Source organism: Streptomyces sp. UF-297 (assembly GCF_058245575.1).
In genome coordinates this window covers 1-19048 of sequence record NZ_JBSIBZ010000029.1, presented here as the reverse complement: position 1 = coordinate 19048, position 19048 = coordinate 1, and the positions used below count along the sequence as shown (strand labels likewise).

Annotated in this window: 16 protein-coding genes and 1 pseudogene; 10 read left to right on the top strand and 7 right to left on the bottom strand. The window is 68.2% G+C overall.

Features of this window, described 5'->3' with window-relative positions:
- Window positions 1-13: 13 nt before the first annotated feature.
- Window positions 14-607 (bottom strand): DUF4291 domain-containing protein, encoded by a 594-nt coding sequence (locus tag AC4IJH_RS18555; RefSeq protein WP_490852861.1) that lies wholly within the window; start codon window positions 605-607, stop codon window positions 14-16.
- Between the two features lie 673 nt (window positions 608-1280).
- Between AC4IJH_RS18555 and dctA the strand changes: the two genes are divergently transcribed.
- Window positions 1281-2729: a C4-dicarboxylate transporter DctA gene (gene dctA / locus AC4IJH_RS18550; protein ID WP_490852860.1), complete on the top strand. Its 1449-nt coding sequence runs from the start codon at window positions 1281-1283 to the stop codon at window positions 2727-2729.
- A gap of 155 nt (window positions 2730-2884) precedes the next feature.
- Here dctA and AC4IJH_RS18545 read toward each other — a convergent pair whose 3' ends face one another.
- A complete protein-coding gene (locus AC4IJH_RS18545) occupies window positions 2885-3757 on the bottom strand; it encodes a poly-gamma-glutamate hydrolase family protein (RefSeq protein WP_490852859.1) in 873 nt (290 codons plus the stop codon).
- Window positions 3758-4115: 358 nt separating this feature from the next.
- Between AC4IJH_RS18545 and AC4IJH_RS18540 the strand changes: the two genes are divergently transcribed.
- Both AC4IJH_RS18540 and AC4IJH_RS18535 read left to right on the top strand, forming a co-directional pair.
- A complete protein-coding gene (locus AC4IJH_RS18540; protein WP_490852858.1) occupies window positions 4116-4892 on the top strand; it encodes a PIG-L family deacetylase in 777 nt (258 codons plus the stop codon).
- A gap of 877 nt (window positions 4893-5769) precedes the next feature.
- Window positions 5770-6978 carry a glycosyltransferase gene (locus AC4IJH_RS18535; protein ID WP_490852857.1) on the top strand — a complete coding sequence of 403 codons (1209 nt, stop codon included), beginning with the start codon at window positions 5770-5772 and terminating at the stop codon, window positions 6976-6978.
- A 442-nt stretch (window positions 6979-7420) separates the two neighbouring features.
- On the opposite strand, the gene AC4IJH_RS18530 is transcribed toward AC4IJH_RS18535, so the two are convergent.
- On the bottom strand, window positions 7421-8158 hold the full coding sequence (locus AC4IJH_RS18530; RefSeq protein ID WP_490852856.1) for a formylglycine-generating enzyme family protein: 738 nt from the start codon (window positions 8156-8158) through the stop codon (window positions 7421-7423).
- Between the two features lie 614 nt (window positions 8159-8772).
- Here AC4IJH_RS18530 and AC4IJH_RS18525 point away from each other — a divergent pair.
- The 3 genes from AC4IJH_RS18525 to AC4IJH_RS18515 all read left to right on the top strand — a co-directional run bounded on the left by AC4IJH_RS18525 (window position 8773) and on the right by AC4IJH_RS18515 (window position 10050).
- Window positions 8773-8976 (top strand): hypothetical protein, encoded by a 204-nt coding sequence (locus AC4IJH_RS18525; RefSeq protein ID WP_490852855.1) that lies wholly within the window; start codon window positions 8773-8775, stop codon window positions 8974-8976.
- A 190-nt stretch (window positions 8977-9166) separates the two neighbouring features.
- Window positions 9167-9685 carry a hypothetical protein gene (locus tag AC4IJH_RS18520; protein ID WP_490852854.1) on the top strand — a complete coding sequence of 173 codons (519 nt, stop codon included), beginning with the start codon at window positions 9167-9169 and terminating at the stop codon, window positions 9683-9685.
- A complete protein-coding gene (locus AC4IJH_RS18515) occupies window positions 9682-10050 on the top strand; it encodes a winged helix-turn-helix domain-containing protein (RefSeq protein WP_490852853.1) in 369 nt (122 codons plus the stop codon). Before AC4IJH_RS18520 ends, AC4IJH_RS18515 begins: the two co-directional genes overlap by 4 nt.
- A 74-nt stretch (window positions 10051-10124) precedes the next feature.
- On the opposite strand, the gene AC4IJH_RS18510 is transcribed toward AC4IJH_RS18515, so the two are convergent.
- On the bottom strand, window positions 10125-10850 hold the full coding sequence (locus AC4IJH_RS18510) for an ankyrin repeat domain-containing protein (RefSeq protein ID WP_490852852.1): 726 nt from the start codon (window positions 10848-10850) through the stop codon (window positions 10125-10127).
- A gap of 196 nt (window positions 10851-11046) precedes the next feature.
- Entirely contained in the window at window positions 11047-11973 is a 927-nt protein-coding gene (gene bla, locus AC4IJH_RS18505) for a class A beta-lactamase (protein WP_490852851.1), read from the bottom strand.
- Between the two features lie 179 nt (window positions 11974-12152).
- Between bla and AC4IJH_RS18500 the strand changes: the two genes are divergently transcribed.
- The 3 genes from AC4IJH_RS18500 to AC4IJH_RS18490 all read left to right on the top strand — a co-directional run bounded on the left by AC4IJH_RS18500 (window position 12153) and on the right by AC4IJH_RS18490 (window position 15527).
- Window positions 12153-13061, top strand: coding sequence for a LysR family transcriptional regulator (locus tag AC4IJH_RS18500; protein ID WP_490852850.1), 909 nt, complete (start codon window positions 12153-12155; stop codon window positions 13059-13061).
- Window positions 13058-13960, top strand: a complete 903-nt coding sequence (locus AC4IJH_RS18495; protein ID WP_490852849.1) for a serine hydrolase — start codon at window positions 13058-13060, stop codon at window positions 13958-13960. The genes AC4IJH_RS18500 and AC4IJH_RS18495 overlap by 4 nt, the downstream gene beginning before the upstream one ends.
- Before the next feature lie 199 nt (window positions 13961-14159).
- Window positions 14160-15527: an alpha/beta hydrolase gene (locus AC4IJH_RS18490; RefSeq protein WP_490852848.1), complete on the top strand. Its 1368-nt coding sequence runs from the start codon at window positions 14160-14162 to the stop codon at window positions 15525-15527.
- A gap of 14 nt (window positions 15528-15541) precedes the next feature.
- Here AC4IJH_RS18490 and AC4IJH_RS18485 read toward each other — a convergent pair whose 3' ends face one another.
- Entirely contained in the window at window positions 15542-16609 is a 1068-nt protein-coding gene (locus AC4IJH_RS18485; RefSeq protein ID WP_490852847.1) for a methyltransferase, read from the bottom strand.
- 256 nt (window positions 16610-16865) lie between these two features.
- Window positions 16866-17747 carry a serine hydrolase domain-containing protein gene (locus tag AC4IJH_RS18480; RefSeq protein WP_490852846.1) on the bottom strand — a complete coding sequence of 294 codons (882 nt, stop codon included), beginning with the start codon at window positions 17745-17747 and terminating at the stop codon, window positions 16866-16868.
- Between the two features lie 163 nt (window positions 17748-17910).
- Here AC4IJH_RS18480 and AC4IJH_RS18475 point away from each other — a divergent pair.
- Window positions 17911-18972, top strand: a pseudogene (locus tag AC4IJH_RS18475) (IS110 family RNA-guided transposase); the annotation flags it as partial.
- Window positions 18973-19048 lie beyond the last annotated feature (76 nt).

Below are 19048 nucleotides of genomic sequence, written 5' to 3'. Positions count from 1 at the left end.
CCGCCCGGACTGCTCACGCACACAGGTGCGCGAGCAGTCCGGCCCCGGCGGGGTACGGGCGTTCCGCGGGCAGCAGCTCTCCGGCAGCGGCCAGGTCTCCGTCCCGTACGAGGGCATGTACGCGCTGTGCGAGGGGAGTCACGTCGGTGATGGAGACCGTCCACTGGTCCGCGTAACGCTCCGCGGCCTCGCCCGAGAGACCGAGCTGGAGCGAGCGGTGGGGGAGCGGCTGCAGGTGCAGATCGCGCTCGGGATCCCACTGCACCCGCGCCGGGGCCCGCTTCAACTGGCGCTTCCAGGTGGCGCGATCGGGGTGCAGCCCGCGCTCGTAGTGGGACAGGCAGGAGCGTTCCAGCGCCCACTCGAAGCCTTCGCGAGTGATCTCGATGGCGAGAACGGTCTGCTGGCCTTCCTTGGTGCCCCATCCGCAGCGATACATCATCCACAGGAAGGACGGTTTGATCCAGGTCATCCGCTCGCGCTTCCAGGCCGCCGGAAAACGGCCCTCGCGCGCCGCGGGCAGGCCGATTTCGGGTGCGTACGCCTGGTAGACGGTGACCGTGGAAGCCGTGTGGAGGGCGCGGATCTGATGTGGGGGAGGTGTCATGGGATCAGGGTGCTGCTTTCGCTGCGGTGAGGAGAGCGACCGTTTCGAGATGGGAGCCGTGCCCGAGGGGTGGCGCCTTCACTGTCCCTTCGCTCAGGGTCGGCTCCGGCCCGCAGAATTGCCGTCACGCGGGCGGTGTCATTCGACGGAATCGCGTCGAAGAGTTTCCGGGAAAGTTTCTTCCGCTGCCGCTGGTTCATGAGGGCTGAGGTTAGCGACCGGGTACGCGGCGGGGCCAGTCATCTCCGCTCGTCGCCGGCGGCGAACGGCATTGCTGTGTCGGCACTGCTGCGGCAGCGCTGCCCGCAGTGGGGCCGGGGCCATGATGACGACTGCGCGTGCCATCACCTGCCCCTCCAGCGCGTGCGGTCGGCCCGCCTCTCCGCCTTGATAGCCCCTGGTTATAAGGCGTATCGGAACTGTGACTTGGACGGCCCGACGGCCCCGTTGCTGCAATCGGACGCATGACGAACCACCGCACCGACTCGCGCCCCGAGTTCACCGGCAAGCTCTTCGATCTCGCGTGAGCAACCGCGATCGGTGCGCCCTGCGCTGAACCCCTCGCTCTCGGGCACCACCCGAGCCGCGCCGTCCTGCTCACCGGCCCGATTCATGAGGCAGCCAGATCGGCCGAGCCGCCCCGCTGCACTCGTTTCTCGACGAGGAGAACGCCATGGCAGCACCCCAGCCCACAGCCCCCACCCAGCCCGAACAACCGGCCGGCGCTTCCCGGCCCTGGTACCGGCAGCTGTACTTCTGGGTCCTTACCGCGATCGTTTCCGGCGTTCTCACCGGCTGGCTGTGGCCGACGACCGGCGCCGCCCTGGAACCGGTCGGCACCACCTTCGTGGCCGCCATCAAAATGCTCATCGCCCCGATCGTGTTCCTGACCATCGTGGCGGGCATCGGCAGCGTCGACAGCCTGGGACGCGTCGGCCGGGTCGGGCTGAAGTCGCTCGCCTACTTCCAGGCAGGCACGCTGGTCGCCCTCCTCGTGGGCCTGATCGCGGTCAATGTCTTCCAGCCCGGCGCCGGGGTGCATGCCCGCCCCGGCGATCTCCACCTGGCGGGCAGCGCCGCCCAGTACGTCAAACAGGGCGAGGGCCAGAGCTGGTGGCACTTCCTCACCGACATCGTCCCCACCAGCGCCGTCGGCGCCTTTGCCGAGGGCAACGTCCTCCAGGTCATCTTCTTCGCGGTGCTCTTCGGCATCGCCCTCAAGGCGGTGGGCCCCGTCGGTCGGCCGATCGTCGACGGCGTGAGCAGGCTCACCGCCGTGATCTTCAAGATCCTGCATTACGTGATGCTCGCCGCGCCCGTCGGTGCGTTCGGCGCGATGGCCTTCACCATCGGCAAATACGGCATCGGCACCCTCGCCAGCCTCGGCCAGCTCATCGCCCTCTTCTACGGCACCTCGCTCTTCTTCATCATCGTCATCCTCGGTGGCGTCACCGCCCTCCTCAGGATCAACATATTTCTACTGCTGCGCTACCTGCGCGAGGAGTTCCTGCTCGTACTGGGAACCTCCTCCTCCGAAAGCGCCCTGCCCCGCCTCATGACCAAACTCGAAGGGCTCGGAATCCGCCGTGACATCGTCGGCCTGACCGTCCCCACCGGCTACTCCTTCAACCTCGACGGCAGCTCCATCTACCTCTCCCTGGCCGCCGTCTACATCGCCCAGGCCACCGACACCCCGCTGACCATCGGCCAGCAACTGGGCCTGCTCGCCGTCATGATCCTCACCTCCAAGGGGTCCGGCGGCGTCACCGGCGCCGGCTTCATCGCCCTGGCCGCCACCCTGACCACCGTCGGTACGCTCCCCGCCGCCGGCATCATGCTGATCTTCGGCATCGACAAGTTCATGTCCGAGTGCCGCGCCCTGACCAACCTCGCCGGCAACAGCGTCGCCACCCTCGTCGTCGCCCGCTGGGAACACGCCCTCGACACCACCCGCGTCAACCACACCCTGCGTACCGGCATCCCCGTACCCCCGACGACGCAACCACCCAAAGCGGACGCGGCGCCCACCATCCACCAGGACGCGATCCGCCCGAAGAGCCTCGGCCCCGACCGGCCCGACAGCGGTCCGCACCATCACGCGACGAGCGAGGCCGGTCCCTGAGGGGTACGAGGGCAGTCGCCCAGTCGCCGTGCGCTGTACGACACATGCGGCCCTGAACTCTCTCCTCAGCAGCGGGAGTTCAGGGCCTTCCAGCGCGTCGGGGTGGCTCAGCGCCGGGGTGGCTCAGCGCCGGGGCGGCTCAGCGTCGGGGTGCCTCAGAGAACCGTCTGCGTCGCCTCAAGACGGGCGATGGCCTTGCGACATGCGGCGGTGAAGTTCCGGAACTTCTCGTTGGTGGTGTCGGGGCGTCCGGGCCGGGTGAAGACGTCGAACATGTTCTTGCGGAGTTCCGTGGTCAGTTCCAGCTGGCCGCCCATCCCGAGCATGGTGCGGTTGCACGGGTTCTTCTCGTGGTCACCGTTGAGGTCGGGGAAATTCGCCCCGTCCACGGTCTGGAAGCCGGCGCTCTTCAGCTCCTCGGTGAGATAGCGCCGGAATGCGGCATTACGCCCACCGATAACCACGCCTTCGGGACGGGACGCCGGCAGACCCGCCTGGTCGGCCCGGCAGCCGTGCAGACTCAGCACGTTGAGGCTGGACGCGGCCATGGACAGCGCCACATGGTCGTCACAGTTCTTCGCGGTGACGTGCAGCTCGCGATTCGACCCCGTACCGTCCTCCACGCTCGATCCGCTGCGGAGCCCTTCGAACATCCAGTAGTCGTGGACGGGGCCGTCTGCGGGAGTGGGCTCGAAGGTGCCCGGGTGGTATCCGGCAATTCCCAGGCACAGCTCCGAAGTTCCGGGTTCGATGCCTCCGCCGTGCATGGCCATGATGGTCGTACGGATGACGGGGTACTTCTCGCCGAGGCTGGAGTCGAGCATTTCGTGCCGCTTGTAACGACGGGCGAAGTCGACCCCCTCCTTGCCCGCCAGCTTGGTGTACAGCTCCGTATTGGAGCGGTACGTGTCTCCGATCCCGGAGGCGTAGGCGGGCGCCGTGCTCAGCGCGGAGAGCAGGGAAGATCCGGCCGCCGCGGCGGCAACACCGAACAGCACGGTCCGGCGGCTGGCATGGAACTGAGGCACAGAAGTCTCCTTCGTCCGACCGATTGCATTGAGCTGGCTCCACTGGTTCACGCGGCGGGAAGAACGTGGTTCACGCGGCAGGAGGCACCGGCGGGTATCGCGTACACCTGTGGCCGAGCGCGCGAAAACACCGGACCGGTGCCGGAACGAGTAGGAGGACGGCCCCCACGGAATGGGCAGATGGCATGCGGGCCATGGCTTCCCCCTGAAGCGCGAATTCCGATCGCCATGCGACGGCAGACAGAGTAATCGATCGCCGTTCGAAGTCTCCTTCTCCTGCAGTCGCCTTCGCGCGCCAAGGAGCCGACCCCGCCACTGGCCTATGATCCGACCGTCCCGCACTGAAAGGTGGCCCACCATGTCCGTGCCGAGTCTGCTCGCGGTCTTCGCCCACCCCGACGACGAGTCATTGGCGGCGGGCGGAGTGCTCGCCCGGCACGCGGCCGCGGGAGCGCGCACCGCAGTCGTCACGACAACGTGGGCCGCGGACACCCAGCGCGCCGCGGAGCTTGCCGAGGCGCTGCGCATCCTCGGCGCCGGCAAGCCGCGGCTGCTCGGCTACGCCGATCTGCGCGTACCGGAATCAGCCCCGGGCTGCGCACGGTTCTGCGACGCGCCGCTCGACGAGTCGGTACGGCGCCTGGTGGCGCACATCCGGGAATTCCGCCCGGAGATCGTGGTCACCCATGACGCCTACGGCGGGCTGAGCGGCCATCCGGACCACGTACACACCCACCGGGTGACCGTGCTCGCTGCCCACGCAGCCGGACTCGACCTTCTCTACCCGGACGCCGGCGCTCCCTGGCAACCCCGCGCCCTCTACCTGGCCACCCACCCACACTCTGCCGCGCAGGCGCTGCGCGACGTGGTCGGCGCCCGCAAGACGGCCTACAGCGTTCCGGACGAACAGATCACCGCAACCATCGACGTCGCCCCCTGGCTGGAGCAGAAGGTCGCCGCCGTACTGGCACACCGCACCGAGGTGACCCGCGGAGCCGTACCCGGCCTGATCGCCAACCTCCCACCGGACACCCGGGAGCGATTCCTCTCCACCGAGTGGTACACCCGCCACCCCCTCGCCGCTGCAGCAGCACCCCAGACAGAACTAACCACACTCGCCACACTCACCACCTGACCGACGAGAACGAGCCGGCGTGACATGTACCCCGAGAGGAACAATGCCGTCGCTCAAGCAGACGCCGTGATCCGCGTCAGCCGGGACCCGGAAGGAGCATGGTGCAGATGAGACCAAAGAGTTGCCTCCTATTACTGATCGCAATCGTGATCGCGGGAGTCATCATCGGACTCAACGAACACACCCCCTGATCAGCGCAGCCCCGAAACGCACCCACACAGATGGCTCGCAACTCCCCGCCTGGGCCATCACGTACGCGCCGCGTAAGGATGGGTGAATGGTGCAAAGCGAAGCGAATCTCATGACGTTGCTGCGTCGTCTTGATGATCCGGAGTGGCTGGAGTGGCCCCGTGGATATGACCGTCGGAGCGCTGGGGCGCGCCTCGATCGCTTGGTTTCCAGGCTGGGAAGCGACTTCGCGACCCGCTGCACGGACGAGCGCGATACCCAGGACTCGGAGACCTTGCCAAGGTGGAACAAGCCCTCATCGACTTGGACTACAGGGTGGTTCCCGAAGAGCTCCTGACGACTTCTTACGACGGCCCCGGTCTGCTGCGATCACATGGCAGGTCGCAGTTGGACTGGTGGGACCGCTTCTTCGGCACCATCTAGATCTGCGACTGGGTTCGCGAGTGACCAGACTGCGTACGAAGGTGAAGGTCATGTAGGGCCGTCGCCTCCGCGGAGACGGCGTGCACGACTTGATGACCAGGGTCGCCCGGCGGCAGGCCGCGCCTGGCAGTGATCAGCGGCGAGGAACGCCAAGCTTTCCCTGCATTTCCACCGTATATCAGGTGGGGGGCCTTGCCGCAAGGCCCTATATCAGGGGCAGAATCGCTTCTCGTGTGCCGAAAAGTTCAGGGCTAGGGGGAGCAATATGCGTTTTCTGTTGTCCACGATCGGGTCGCGTGGCGAAGTCCAGCCAGTTGTGGCGCTGGCCATGATGCTGAGGGAAATGGGTGAGGAGGCTGTGGTGTGCGCGCCTCCTGACTTTCGGGAATGGGCTGAGTCGCTGGGAGTTACGTACGTGCCCGTCGGCCCCGAGCTGCGCGGGACGGCAAAAGGAAGCGCCACGACCATCCCCACGCCGGAGCAGCGTCGCCAGATGATCGAGGGCACGGTCGCCGCGCAGTTCGAGGCGGTCAGCGCGGCCGCCGAGGGCTGTGACGTCATCGTGGGCGGTGGCGGGCTGGCCGTCGCCGCTCACTCGGTGGCCGAGCAGCGCGGCATCGAATACGTCTACGCCGCATTCGCCCCGGTCACGCTGCCGTCCACGCACCACGCACCACCCGTCTTCGGAATGCTGGGACAAAAGCCGGCGGACGGGACGATCGACAACACCACCCTCTGGGCCAAGGACGCCGAACGCTGGAACACTCTCTTTCGTACGGCGCTCAACACACGGCGCACAGCCGTCGGACTGCCGCCGATCGATGACATGCGCAGCCACATCTTCACCCGCACCCCGTGGCTGGCCGCAGACCCGACCCTGGCACCCTGGCCGCAGCCATCCGAGCTCAGCGTGTTCCAGACCGGCGCGTGGCTCCTCCCGGACACCCGACCGCTGTCTCCTGAGGTGGAAGCGTTCCTGGACGCCGGCGAACCGCCCGTCTACTGCGGCTTCGGCAGCATCCGCGCGCCCGAGGGCGTCGCCAGGACCGTGATCGATACGGCTCGCGCGCTCGGGCGCCGTGTGATCCTCTCCACCGGCTGGGCCGATCTGTCACTCGTGGATGACAAACCCGACTGTTTGGCGATCGGCGAGGTGAACCAGCAAGCCCTGTTCCGGCGCGTCGCCGCAGTGGTACACCACGGCGGCGCCGGCACCACCACAGCCGCAGCGGCATCCGGAGCACCGCAGGTGATCGTCCCGCAGATGTTCGACCAGTTCTACTTCGCCCACCGCGTCGACCAACTCGGCATCGGCAACGCACACCCCTCCAGCGAACCCACCTCCCCTTCACTGCGCGCCGCCCTCTGCCATGCCCTCGACGAAGAGGCGGTTGAACGCGCCCAGGCCGTCGCCGACGAAGTGCGCACCGACGGGACGCTGACCGCCGCCCGACGACTGATCGAAATGAAGTAGCCGAACCTCTCCGTCCGCTCTCGCCAGGGAGATTGTTCATACGCGTGCCGCTTGCTCGACGGCCTCGCCCGCGAAGTCGGCGAGGCCGTCGGGTACTTGCGCCGTCGGGCACGGATCACTGCCCCCTGCACGTCGACGAGCCGGCAAGCCGCTGCGGGCGCTCGAAACTGTCTATTCCATTCGTGGCAGAGGCAGAGGCAGAGGCAGTGGCAGTGGCAGGGTCGGGCGAGGTCTGCCTGGCCGTACAAAGGGCAAGGAACGATTGCCAGATCGAGCGTACGAGACCGAATGCGGCTGTCACACAGGTGGGGGAGAGCAGCATGCTTCCGATTCGCGACAACGCGTTGGGCCCGCGTTGTCGGATTGAGCCTGATGTGATCCGATGCTCACTCCGTGAGGCCGGAGCATTTGTCCTCACGACGCCCCTGCTAGGAATACGGGCTCACTCGGCCGATGCCGTCAGGCGAAATCCCACACCGATCGCCGCCAGGTCCTTTTCATAGGCACCGTGCCGACGGGCGCATCGGGCCAGATCTCGGTCGTGGCGGAATGCGCCGCCCCGGGTGACGTGCGGATCGAAGGCCCAGTCCTCGGTACGCGGCACGTCGGCGGGAGCGCCGGGGTAGGGGGCGTAAACAGTAGAGGTCCACTCGTCGGCGTTGCCCGTCATATCCAGCACACCGAACGGGCTGGCGCCCTCGGGGAAGGAGCCGACCGGCATCGTGGTGCCGATGCCCAGATCCACCAGGTTGGCCAGGCCCGTACGGTACTGCGCACCCCACGGGAATTCCCGGCCGTCATCGCCCCGGGCAGCGCGCTCCCACTCGTCCTCGGTGGGCAGCCGCACGTCCAGACCGCCGAGTTGTTCCCCGATCCACCGACAGTAGGCCGTCGCCTCGTCCCAGGTGATCCCGATAACCGGGTGGTCCGTCGGCGCCTGGGGTACCTGTTTGCCGGTGGCCGCCGCGAATAGCGCCCACTGCCCAACGGTCACCTGCGTGCGGGAGATCCGAAATGCCGGCAGGTGGATCTCCGTACGCGGAACTTCCTTCAAGTACCACTCCACCGGCACCCCGGTATCGGCGTAGCGGTCGGCCACCTGCGCCACCTCGTCCAGTGCCGTACCGCGCCGCAACAGCCCGGCCGGGACCTCCACCCAATCCACCTGTTCCACCCGCAAGGTTCCTCCTCAGCCCGAGCCAATGGCCCTCATCATCACCGCGATGCCTGCGGCGGGGATCGGCCGAAGGGCTCACCTAGACAGCGACTTTGGAACCAGGGCCTCGGGCACCTGATCCGGCTGCGCTTCAACTTAGCGACCTGCACTCGCGTTCGCGTACACCGGGCTGAACACTGTCATGTGTGCCGACACCAAGTGTGCCGACAGGCGACGGTGAAACGCGCGCCTAAGCCGCACGTATCCCTGGCCCGGGGCGTTGATGAACCGGTTGGCACCGGTAAGAACACATAGTCCGCAGGCCTTAGGGCAGGTCACTGCGACGTGGTTTGCAGAGCGGGGCGGACGGGGATGGCCGTGATTCCCGGTTGGCGAGCGAAGGAAGCGGCGATCTGCGGGGAGTGAAACGTCGGCGGGCGGGCCCGCAATGAGGTGACGGTCCTCACCGCCGTGAGGTATGGGCGGCTGTGGCAGTTCCGCGATCGCACGGCATCATGTACGTCATGAGGACGCGGAGTTCCGACTGGGTCACTGTCGCCGCCTACGAGAATCTGCCGGGATGCCTCCGGCCGATGGCGGCCGTGCGCGCTTGACTGCGCGATCGCGGTATCGACTGGATGCCCTTCGATCCGGACGAGGTCCGTTGTGACCTCGCTTGCGGCATCGGCTCCGACGGCCGATGGCACGGCTGGTTCGACGTCAGGGTCCAGCCCGGCGCATTGCGTCGGCTGGGTCTGCACCCTGACCAGCCAACCTCGCACGTGACCGTGCCCTCGCCGCCTGGATGGTGGCATGCCGCCGCAGAACGTAACGCCCACTAGAACGTACTGCTGTGAGGTCGTATCGAGAGAGCCCCGCTGCTCCGCCCCGCCCCAGATTCGCTGGGGCTGGTGCTGCGTACCGGATGCCCGCAGTGGAGCGAGGCGGCCGTACACTTTCCGATGGGAAAGTACATGACCGACGGTAAGGAGCAGTCGGTCAGAGCGTTGGTGGGAAGGGCTGGAGCGCGTGATGGAGCAGCACACCGGTGGCGATGGATCGCGGGATGTCGCTTTGTCGGCTGAAGCTGCGACGGGTGTGCTGCGGGACGTCGAGGTCGGCCGGGCTCGGGCGCGGCTTCAGGGGCGGATCGTGCCTGCTTGGTACGGGCCGACGGGCGGGGCCCTCCTCGCCGTCTACATCGTCGTCGCGCAGCGGCTCATAGAGGCAGACAAGGTCATCGTTCAGCAGTGGGTCGTGTGGCCATTGGTGGGGCTGATGGTGTTTGTGCTGAGGCGGGCCGCGCGGCGGAGCAGGGGGGTGACGCAGCCCAGGTCCGCGTACCCCGTGGCCGAGCGCAGGCAACGGATCCTCTCGGTGCTGGCTCCTGCCGTCGCCGCTGCCGTTGTGGTGGGGGCGGGATGCTGGGCACTCGGAGGCGACGCACACGCGAACGTCGCCGCCCTGGCGGTCGCTCTGGGTCTCGGCCTCTGGGCAGGCTTTGCGCGGCGCAACCTCGTGATCAGGCGGCAACTGCGGGAACTGGCATGAACGCCGCATCGCCCGAGCCGCACAGGCCCGCCCTCGATGACATGCTCCACAATCCTGCCCGGCTGGCCATCGTGGCGTTCCTTTCCGCTTGTGACGAAGCGGAGTTCGCGAGGGTCCGTGACCACTGCGGGGTGTCCGACTCGGTCTTGAGCAAGGCCGCCTCCGCCTTGGAGGCCGCCGGATATATCAAGATCCGCAAGGGCTATGTCGGTAGGCGGCCCCGGACCTGGTTCTCGCTCACCCCTGCTGGAGACCTCTCGCTGACCCAACACGTCGCGGCATTGCAGGAGATCGTCTCCACTGCTCGAAACGCCGCCGCGAGCGCGGATGCCCAACCGGATGGGGCATCATCCCGTCTGCCCTGATCCGGGGGCGCATGCCTCCGCAGTTGCGCATGCCGGAAGGGTGCGCCCAAGGGACCTTATACGAACGACAGTTGTCACTCCTGCTCCTTGGCCGACGGCGCACCTCGGCCACGCAGCCAGGCCACCACTTCGGTGTGACCGCCGCGTACGGCAGCATCCAGCGCAGTGAGGTCGTCGTAGCCGACCCAAGCGAGGTCCCCGCCGCGCTCCAGCAGATACTCGGCGGTCCTCACCTGCCCGCCGTGGCAAGCACACCACAGCGCGTTGGTGACCTCGTCGGGGTCGGGCGGTGGGCTGCCGCCGGTGAAATAGGAGGTGAGCCTGTCGAGTTCGCCCAGAGCGCCAGCTTGCCACAGTGTGGTGTGTGCCCCTCGCTCCAGGAGCCGACGAGCCGCCTTCCATTGGCCGAATGCCACGGCGTCGGCCATCGGCGCGCCACCGTCGATGACCGCGCCGCCGGCTTCCAGGTCGGCCCCGAGGTCGAGCAGGGCGTCCAGTGCGGGAACGTCGTCGTTGCTGGCTGCCCAGTGCAGTGGGGTCTCGGCGTGCGGGCCGGTGAACCGGCCGTTCACGTCCGCTCCCGCTCGTACCAGAGCGGTCACGATGGCCGGGCCATTCGGATAGTGCCCCGGCCAGTCGGTGGCCACATGCAGCAGCGTACGTGCCAGCGCCGCATCGCCCAGCCGCGCCCCGGCCAAGCCCGGGTGCCGCGCCAGCAACGCTTCCAGCGCCGGGACATCTCCGGTACGGATCGCCTCCACCGCCGCAGCCGCCAACGGATCGTTCGTATCGATCAGCATGGAGCCCGCCTTCCCTCGTGCCTCTTGGCTACCACGGTTCGACCGCTGAGGGAGGTGGTCGTACTCCGGCCCGCCGTAGACGCGGGGTGGACATGGTGCGAGCGGCGCGTCCACCCCGTGCTCAGGTACGGGCCCCTGCGGATGCCGGAAACGTCACGCGGACCTCATCCGGCTCTGCCGCCGCGCACGCCCTCCGCTAAGACAGCGAGTCGACGACCACAGATGCTGCCTCCGCGATCAGTTTGTTGTCGTACTCGGCGTCTTTCTTATGGCGGTTGGACAGGATTGCCACGACGATGGGGGCGGAGTCAGGGGGCCACACTACGGCGATGTCGTTGCGCCCGCCGTAGTAGCTGCCGGATCCGGTCTTGTCGCCGACCGTCCAGCCCTTGGGTACCCCGGCCCTGATGAGCTCGTCCCCGGTGGTGTTGGTCCGCAGCCACTTCGTGAGCTGCTCGCGCTCGCCCTTGCCGAGAGCGTCCCCGAGGACGAACGCACGCAGGTCCTTGGCCAACGCCCGCGGAGTGGTCGTGTCCCGCAGCTCGCCGGGGACCCAACGGCTCAGCTCCGGCTCGCGGCGATCCATCCGCGTGACGTCGTCGCCGATCTCCTTGAGCGTGGCGTTCAGGCCCTTGGGCCCGCCGAGTTCCTTGAAGAGCAGGTTGGCGGCGGCGTTGTCGCTGTAGCGGACAGCGGCGTCGCACAGTTCGCCCAAGGTCATCCCGGTCTTCACGTGTTTCTCGGTCACGGGGGAGTTGGCGATCAGATCGTCCTTGGAGTACTTGATCACTCGGTCCAGCCCGCTCAGGGAGTACTTGCGCAGTACGGCTCCGGCGGCCAGTGCCTTGAAGGTGGAGTTGTAGGCGAACCGCTCGCCGTCGTTGTAGGCCACCTCGCGCCCGCTCCCGGTGTCGATGGCATAGACACCGAGCCGCGCGTCGAACTTGCGCTCAAGATCCTTGAACTCGGCGGCGAACGGCTTGGCGGCCGCGCCCGGCTTTTTCGCCTCGGCGGACGGCGACGACTTGGCCGGGGAGGCGTCGGCGCCGCAGGCCGCGATCGGGACGAGGATGAGTGTGGCAAGCGCGCCGAGAACGGCGCGCCGGGCACGGGTGTGCTGCATGGTCCAAACCTCCCAGGCGCCCCGTACGCAGAGCGCATCGGGGACGGGTGACGACGGGGCGAGACGGCCCCGCCCCGGTACGTGGTCATGAATGCCGGGACCACCCTCACCTCCGGGCAGTCATGCGGTCCAATACGCTCACGGGCAGTTTCATGCCGATCTGGCATAGAGTGCGGACCGTGGATCTCGTGGGAGCGTGTCGCGCGTTCGTCAGCGTCAGTGAGCAGGGCAGTTTCACCGTCGGCGCGGCCGTGGCCCGGATGTCCCAGTCGGTGGCCAGCCGCCGTGTCGCCGCTCTGGAGGAACACTTCGGTGAGCAGCTTTTCGAGCGCACATCACGGCGGGCCGTCCTGACCCCCTTCGGCCGGGACGTGCTGCCGACGGCCCGGCAGCTCGTACAGGCAGCCGAGGCGCTGCTGCACGAGGCGGAAGCCGCCAAGCGCAAGCCGTGGCGGCTCGCGGTGCCCGGCATCTGCTCCACGGCCGCTCTCGCCCGCCTCGTCGCCGAGGCGAAAGGGCACGATGTCACCCTCGACCTCCGCGTCGCGGCGCCGGACCGGCGCAGGGAGCTGATCCACACACAGCAGGTACGTGCCGCCCTGCTCGCGGTGCCGCCGGACGAGGCGGCCTGGTCCGCGCCGCTCGGCCTCGCCGGCGTTCGGGATCCCGGCCCCGGCATCAAGCGGGTCTACCTCGAAACGCTGCGGATGGGACGAGCCTCCTCCGGCCCGGCCCGCCGTATCTGGATCCAGCCGGAAGATGACGTGCCGCACATCCGCGACCCCCTGACACGTCTGCGCGACGCGCTGGGCCTGCGGCCCGCACAGCTCGTCGCCGCGGCCGACCTGACGACCGCCGCCGCCGAGGTCCTGTGCACCCGCGACCTGCTGCTGTGCTCCCCTGCGCAGGCTGCGGAACTCGCCCTGCACTGGCGGCCGATCGGTGAGGTCGCGCTCAGCCGGGGGTACGCGCTCGTCGCGTCCGCGGACGGCAATCCTCAGCACATCGAAGCGCGCCTGGGTGAGGCCATCGCCCGCTGTCTTGGCGCGGCCGCCCAGGCGGGCTCCGAAGGGGGGACGGCGGCGTGAGCACCGAGGCACTCCTGCGCGAGATGCGCCAACAGCTGTACGACGGCGGCCTGCACGGCTGCCTGCTCGTACGGGATCTGCACACGGGAGAGGAGCTGGGAATCGAGCCGGACACCCAGCTGCCTGCCGCTTCCCTGGTCAAGATTCCGCTCGCGCTGGCGACGATGGAGCGGATCCGGCGCGGTGAGCTCGACGGGGCGGCGGTGCTCGACGTACAGCCCGGTCTGATCAGCACGCCCGGTCCAGCCGGGCTGAGCCGGTTTCGTCATCCCGCCCGGATCGCGGTCGATGATCTGCTCTACCTGAGCACCTGCGTGAGCGATGGAACGGCTGCAGACGCGCTGTTCGGCCTCACGCCTCCCGCTCAGGTCGCGGCCATCCTCCAGGAGCTCGGCCTCCGTGGCATCACTGTCCGCCATGGCATGCGCGAACTGTCCCAAACCCCTGTGGAACGCTTCGACGCCGGCCAGGCCCATCTCGCCCACGCCCTCGCCATCGATGCCGGCACCAGCGGCCGCGGACACCGGGTGCCGCAGCTGGACACGACCCGCGCCAACACCGGCAGCGCACGCGCCTGGGTCGAACTGCTCCAAGCCCTGTGGACGCCCTCGAAGGTCCACCCTGAAGTGGCCGAGAGCCTGCGCGGCCTCATGGCCCACAACCTGCTCCGCCACCGCCTCACCCCGGACTTCAGCTCCGACGCCACCACCTGGTCCTCCAAGACCGGCACCCTGCTCAACCTCCGCCACGAAATCGGCGTCGTCGAGCATGCCGACGGCCAGGCCTTCGCTATCGCCGTCCTCACCGAATCGCTCGTTCCGGCCGGCACGCAGCCCGGCGCCGAAGCCCTCATGGCCCAGGTCGCCCGTACGCTGCGTGATCACCTTCGGCAGCTCTAGGGGTACTGCTGCGAGCCGCTTCGGACGAGGAGATGCTCGCCGACGGGGTGTCCGCCAACGGCGCACCAGGCCATGCGATCGGAGGAGCCGAACGCCCCGCCCCTGACCTCGCCCCTCATCCCGGCGTACGGGATCCCTCACTTCGGGATCAGGGCTGTCCCTGATCCCTGACTCCCCACTCACTGCCTACCGTTGACTCATGACCCGACATGCCACCAAGAATGCTTCAGCCAACGGGGGTTGGTGGAAGTCCTGGCCCCGAAGGGCCACCGCCGCGGGTGCGTCCGCGGCGCTCGTAGCACTCGCTGCCGCACCCGCGGTGGCCATCACGCCGACCGCCCCGCAGATCACCGCCGCGACGCCGTCGTCCTCAGTCGACCAGGAGCGCGGCAGGCTGCTGTCCGTCACACCGCTCGGCGGGCAGGACCGCGAACAGATCGTCGCCGCGGCGAAGAAGGTGGGATTCACCGGGAGCGTGGGGGAGTGGAGGCGAGTCGTACGGCATGACGTGACCGCGTACCGCCTCACCTATCGCACCATCACGCCCACCGGTCACACCACCACCGCTTCCGGACTGCTCGTCCTTCCCCGGGGTGCCGCGCACCGGCTGCCGACCGTCGTCCAGACCCACGGCACCATGACTCACCGCAACCGCGCCCCCTCGGTCCATGACACCGGCCCGGACCGCATCGCCTCCCTCGTCTACGCCGCCGGAGGCCGGGCGGCCGTCGCCCCTGACTACCTGGGACTCGGTCTCGGCCCGGGCACGCACCCCTTCATGGACACCAGGTCCTCGGTCTCGGCCACGCTTGACATGCTGCGGGCCGCTGACGCCGCCGCGGGCGGAGGCCAGCTCCTCGGCGGGCTCCAGGCCCCACGCCTCAAGACGGCGCCCGGGACCCTCAGCCGGGACATCCATGTCACCGGAGGCTCGCAGGGCGGCCAGGTCGCCATGGGCTTCGGCCGCGCTCTGGACTCCGGCGCCGACCCGCGCTTCCGGCTCCGCGGACTGACCCCGGTCAGCGGACCGTACGACATCGAACACGCCGAACTCCCCGGGATGTTCGACGGCCAAGTGGACGCCGCCGGCGCCGCCTTCTACATCGCCTACCTCCTGGTGGTCCAGAACCGGCTGCACTCCCTCTACACCGACCCCCACGACGTCTTCCGTACTCCGTACGCCGACACCATCGAGTCCCTCTTCGACGGCGAGCACTCCCAGGAAGAGGTGGTCGAGCACCTTCCGGGCACGCTGCGCGAACTCCTGACCCCCAAGTGGTACGAGAAACTGCGCCACCCCTCCGGCACTCTGCTGGAGGTGATCCGGGCCAATGACACCACCTGCTCCTGGGCCCCGCCCGTCCCCGTGACCCTCTACGCCGCAACCGGCGACCGCGACATACCCATCGCCAACACCCTCAACTGCGCCCGGCAGTTGAGGGAGCGAGGCAGCACCGCCACGGTCGTGGACCTCGGCGGTGCCGACCACTACGGAAGTCTGCTGCGATCGATACTGCCCATCGCACGCTCCCTTTCGACCGACAACGGCCCGCAGGGGAAGCGTTAGTTGGCGGAAATTGACTAAGAGGTGGCCGCGACCGCCTCGACGATGGAGGGGAAGGCGGCGGTGGGCAGGATGCGGGTGCGGCGGAGTCCCGCTTGCGCGAAGAGAGCGTCCAGTTCGGCCGGGCCGCGTTCCTTGCCGGGCACGATGGTCATCATCGCCACGTCCAGCGCCTTGCCCGGGTGCGGGTCGTTGCCGGGCGGCAGTACGGCATCGATGACCAGGACCTTGCCGCCGGGAGCCATTGCATCGCGGCAGCCGCGCAGGATGCGGGCCGCGTCCTCGTCGCCCCAGTCGTGCACCACGTGCTTGAGGAGGTAGATGTCGCCACCGGAAGGGATGGAGGCGAAGAAGTCACCCGGCTCGGCCTGCCAGCGCCCCGCCAGCTCGGGGGTGTCCAGGACGTGATCGCGCAGCGCGGGTGCCTGGTCGACGAGCACTCCGGTCAGTTCCGGGTGCCGTATCAGGACGCTGCGCAGCAGGCCGCCGCGCCCGCCGCCGACGTCGACGACCGTGCCCCGGTCGGGAAAGGGGTAGCCGGCGGCCACCACGTCATTGAGGGGCTCGGAGAACGCCGCCATGCCGGAGTCGAAGAGCGCGCGCAGTGCGGGGTCGGTCTGGAGGCGCTCGAAGAAGGACGCACCGAAGACCGCGGGGAAGGCCGGTTCGCCGTTGCGAACGGTCTCGTGGAGGCCCGACGAGGAGCGGGTGAAAACCTCGTCGGTGAGCATGTCGACGGTGGCGTGCAGAGAACCGGGCACATCGGTGCGCAGAAACTCTGCGGCAGGAGTGAGGTGATAGGCGCCGTGTTCGTCCTCGCGGAAAATCTCCCGTCCGGCCAGGTAGCGCAGCATGCGCCGAAGCGCATCCGGGTCGCTGCCGGTGGCGTGGGCCAGCTCGGCCGGGGTGCGAGGGCCGGCGGCGAGCTGGTCTGCCAGGCGAAGCCGGGCAGCGGTGCGCAGGGCCGCGGAGTACAGGTGCCCCAGCGTCTGCTCCATCAGGTGCGCGGCCGCTGCTGCGGCCTGCGCGCCCGAGGGCGAGTCCGGGGGGACGGTCAACGACGAGGACGGGGGCGGGGTGGCCAACGTCAGCCTCCAGCATTCTACTTGAGCAGCTGTGCGAGCCATGCGCCCGCCCGCCCACCCTCGCACCCCACCCCACCTGCCGTTACCGTCTCTGTACGGAGATCCAACTCAGCCTTCAGCCCTACTCCTCCAGTAGCGGTTCTTCGCCACAGCGGATCGGTGCACTGCTCCTGAGGACTGTGGATTGGCTCCGTCCACCGTGGAAGCCAGCCGCCGCAGGCAGGCGTACAGGGCCCCGGTCCATGCGAGTTGTGGCTCAGTTGGAGTGGGGAGGTGTGTTGCAGTATTCGGCGTTCAGGATGGTGGTCATGGATGTGTCGTCCCAGTCGCCGTTGTAGCTGTAGGCGAGTTGGTGGCGGCCGTCGGTGGTGGTGACGGCCAGGGAGAGCCATCCCACCATGCCTCCGCCGTGGCCCCAGAGCGTTGTGCCGCAGCTGGTTTTGAGCTTGGTGAGGCCGAGCCCGTAGGACATGTAGGGGGTATCGGAGGCAGGGACGGTGGTTTTCATTGCTTTGAGCTGTTTACGTGGGAGAAGTTTGCCGGTCAGCAGGGCTTTGTAGAAGCGATTCAGATCGCCGGTGGTGAAGATGATGTCGCCGTCGGCCCAGCCCTGGGAGCCGTTCATCTCGGTGATGTCGTCGATCCGGTCGGGTGCCGACTCGAACAGCTTGGAGTAGCCGCGGCTGCTGGGCTGGGGAAGGCGAATGCTGTTGCCGGGATGGGAAGTGGCCTTCAGCCCCAGTGGCTTGATGATGCGGTCGTGGACCTCCGCCTCGTACGTCCTCCCGCCGACCTTCTCGATGATCAGGCCGGCCAGGACGTAATTGGTGTTGGAGTACGAGTGCTTTTCGCCGGGCTGGAACAGGGGCTTGTGAGCGAGAGCTACCTTGATGTGCTTTTGGGGCGGGAGGGTGTCGTAGCGGTGCTTGAGATATCCGTCTCCCTCCATATACGTCTTGCTGTACTCCTCGTCGGCCAGGTAGTCGAACAGCCCGCTGGTGTGGTTGAGAAGCTGCCGTACGGTGATTTTGTGACCGTCGTTGCCATGTCCCCGTACCACGCCGGGAAGATGACGTTCCACGGTGTCGTCGAGATCGAGTCTCCCCTCCGCCTCCATCTGGAGCAGGACGGTCGCCACGAACGTCTTGGGCGCCGTTGGAGACGCTGATGAGAGGTCCGACTACCGCCCTGCCGAGCGCAATGCCCGGCCGTACGCGGGCGGCAGGTCTGCATAACGTGGATGCGCGCACGACGCCAACGCCCCGGCCGGCACCGCACGATCCGTTCGGGAGGACGGCTTGATGGAGTACGACGAGATAGGCGTCTTCCTGGGCCTGGACGTCGGCAAGAGCGCCCACCACGGCCACGGGCTGACCTCGGCCGGCAAGAAGGTCTTCGACAAGCGACTGCCCAACTCCGAACCGAAGCTGCGGGCCGTCTTCGACAAGCTCCGCGACAAGTTCGGCACCGTCCTGGTCATCGTGGACCAGCCCGCCTCGATCGGCGCCCTGCCTCTGACCGTCGCCCGCGACGCGGGCTGCAAGGTCGCCTACCTGCCGGGCCTGTCGATGCGCCGGATCGCCGACCTCTACCCCGGCGAGGCGAAGACCGACGCCCGCGACGCCGCAGTGATCGCGGACGCGGCCCGCACCATGCCGCACACGCTGCGTTCGCTGGAGCTCACCGACGAGATCACCACCGAACTGACCGTCCTGGCCGGCTTCGACCAGGGCCTCGCAGCCGAGGCCATCCGCACCAGCAACCGGATCCGCGGCCTGCTCACCCAGTTCCACCCGTCCCTGGAACGCGTCCTCGGCCCCCGGCTCGACCACCAGGCCGTGACCTGGCTGCTGGAACGCTACGGCTCCCCGGCCGCGCTGAGAAAAGCCGGACGGCGCAAGCTCGTCGAGGTGATCCGGCCCAAGGCGCCCCGGATGGCGAAGCGGCTGATCGACGACGTCTTCACCGCGCTCGACGAACAGACTGTCGTGGTCCCAGGCACGGGCACCCTCGACATCGTGATCCCATCGCTGGCCCGCTCGCTCGGCGCCGTCCACGAACAACGCCAGGCAACAGAAGCGCAGATCAGCGCCCTGCTGGAGGCACACCCTCTTTCCCAGGTCCTGACGTCGCTGCCCGGCGTCGGCGTCAGGACCGCCGCCACCTTGCTGGTCACCGTTGGCGACGGCAGTGCCTTCCCCACTTCCGCCCACCTGGCTTCCTGCGCCGGACTCGCCCCGACCACCAAGGCGTCGGGCACCTCGATCCACGGCGAACACGCACCACGCGGCGGCAACCGAGTCCTCAAACGCGCGATGTTCCTGTCCGCGTTCGCCGCCCTGCACGACCCCGCCTCCCGCACTTAGACGTCGTCTCATTTGGTGAGTCTGCGGTAGCAGATGAGGCTGCAGGCGATGGCGGTGAAGGCCAGGAAGTGCT

Excerpts from the sequence above, each read along its gene's own strand:
- AC4IJH_RS18515 (WP_490852853.1), top strand. The coding sequence starts at position 9,682 with ATGAACGCCGCATCGCCCGAGCCGCACAGGCCCGCCCTCGATGACATG.
- bla (WP_490852851.1), bottom strand. The coding sequence starts at position 11,973 with ATGCAGCACACCCGTGCCCGGCGCGCCGTTCTCGGCGCGCTTGCCACA.
- AC4IJH_RS18535 (WP_490852857.1), top strand. The coding sequence starts at position 5,770 with ATGCGTTTTCTGTTGTCCACGATCGGGTCGCGTGGCGAAGTCCAGCCA.
- dctA (WP_490852860.1), top strand. The coding sequence starts at position 1,281 with ATGGCAGCACCCCAGCCCACAGCCCCCACCCAGCCCGAACAACCGGCC.
- AC4IJH_RS18540 (WP_490852858.1), top strand. The coding sequence starts at position 4,116 with ATGTCCGTGCCGAGTCTGCTCGCGGTCTTCGCCCACCCCGACGACGAG.
- AC4IJH_RS18525 (WP_490852855.1), top strand. The coding sequence starts at position 8,773 with ATGCCCTTCGATCCGGACGAGGTCCGTTGTGACCTCGCTTGCGGCATC.
- AC4IJH_RS18555 (WP_490852861.1), bottom strand. The coding sequence starts at position 607 with ATGACACCTCCCCCACATCAGATCCGCGCCCTCCACACGGCTTCCACG.
- AC4IJH_RS18520 (WP_490852854.1), top strand. The coding sequence starts at position 9,167 with ATGGAGCAGCACACCGGTGGCGATGGATCGCGGGATGTCGCTTTGTCG.
- AC4IJH_RS18490 (WP_490852848.1), top strand. The coding sequence starts at position 14,160 with ATGACCCGACATGCCACCAAGAATGCTTCAGCCAACGGGGGTTGGTGG.
- AC4IJH_RS18510 (WP_490852852.1), bottom strand. The coding sequence starts at position 10,850 with ATGCTGATCGATACGAACGATCCGTTGGCGGCTGCGGCGGTGGAGGCG.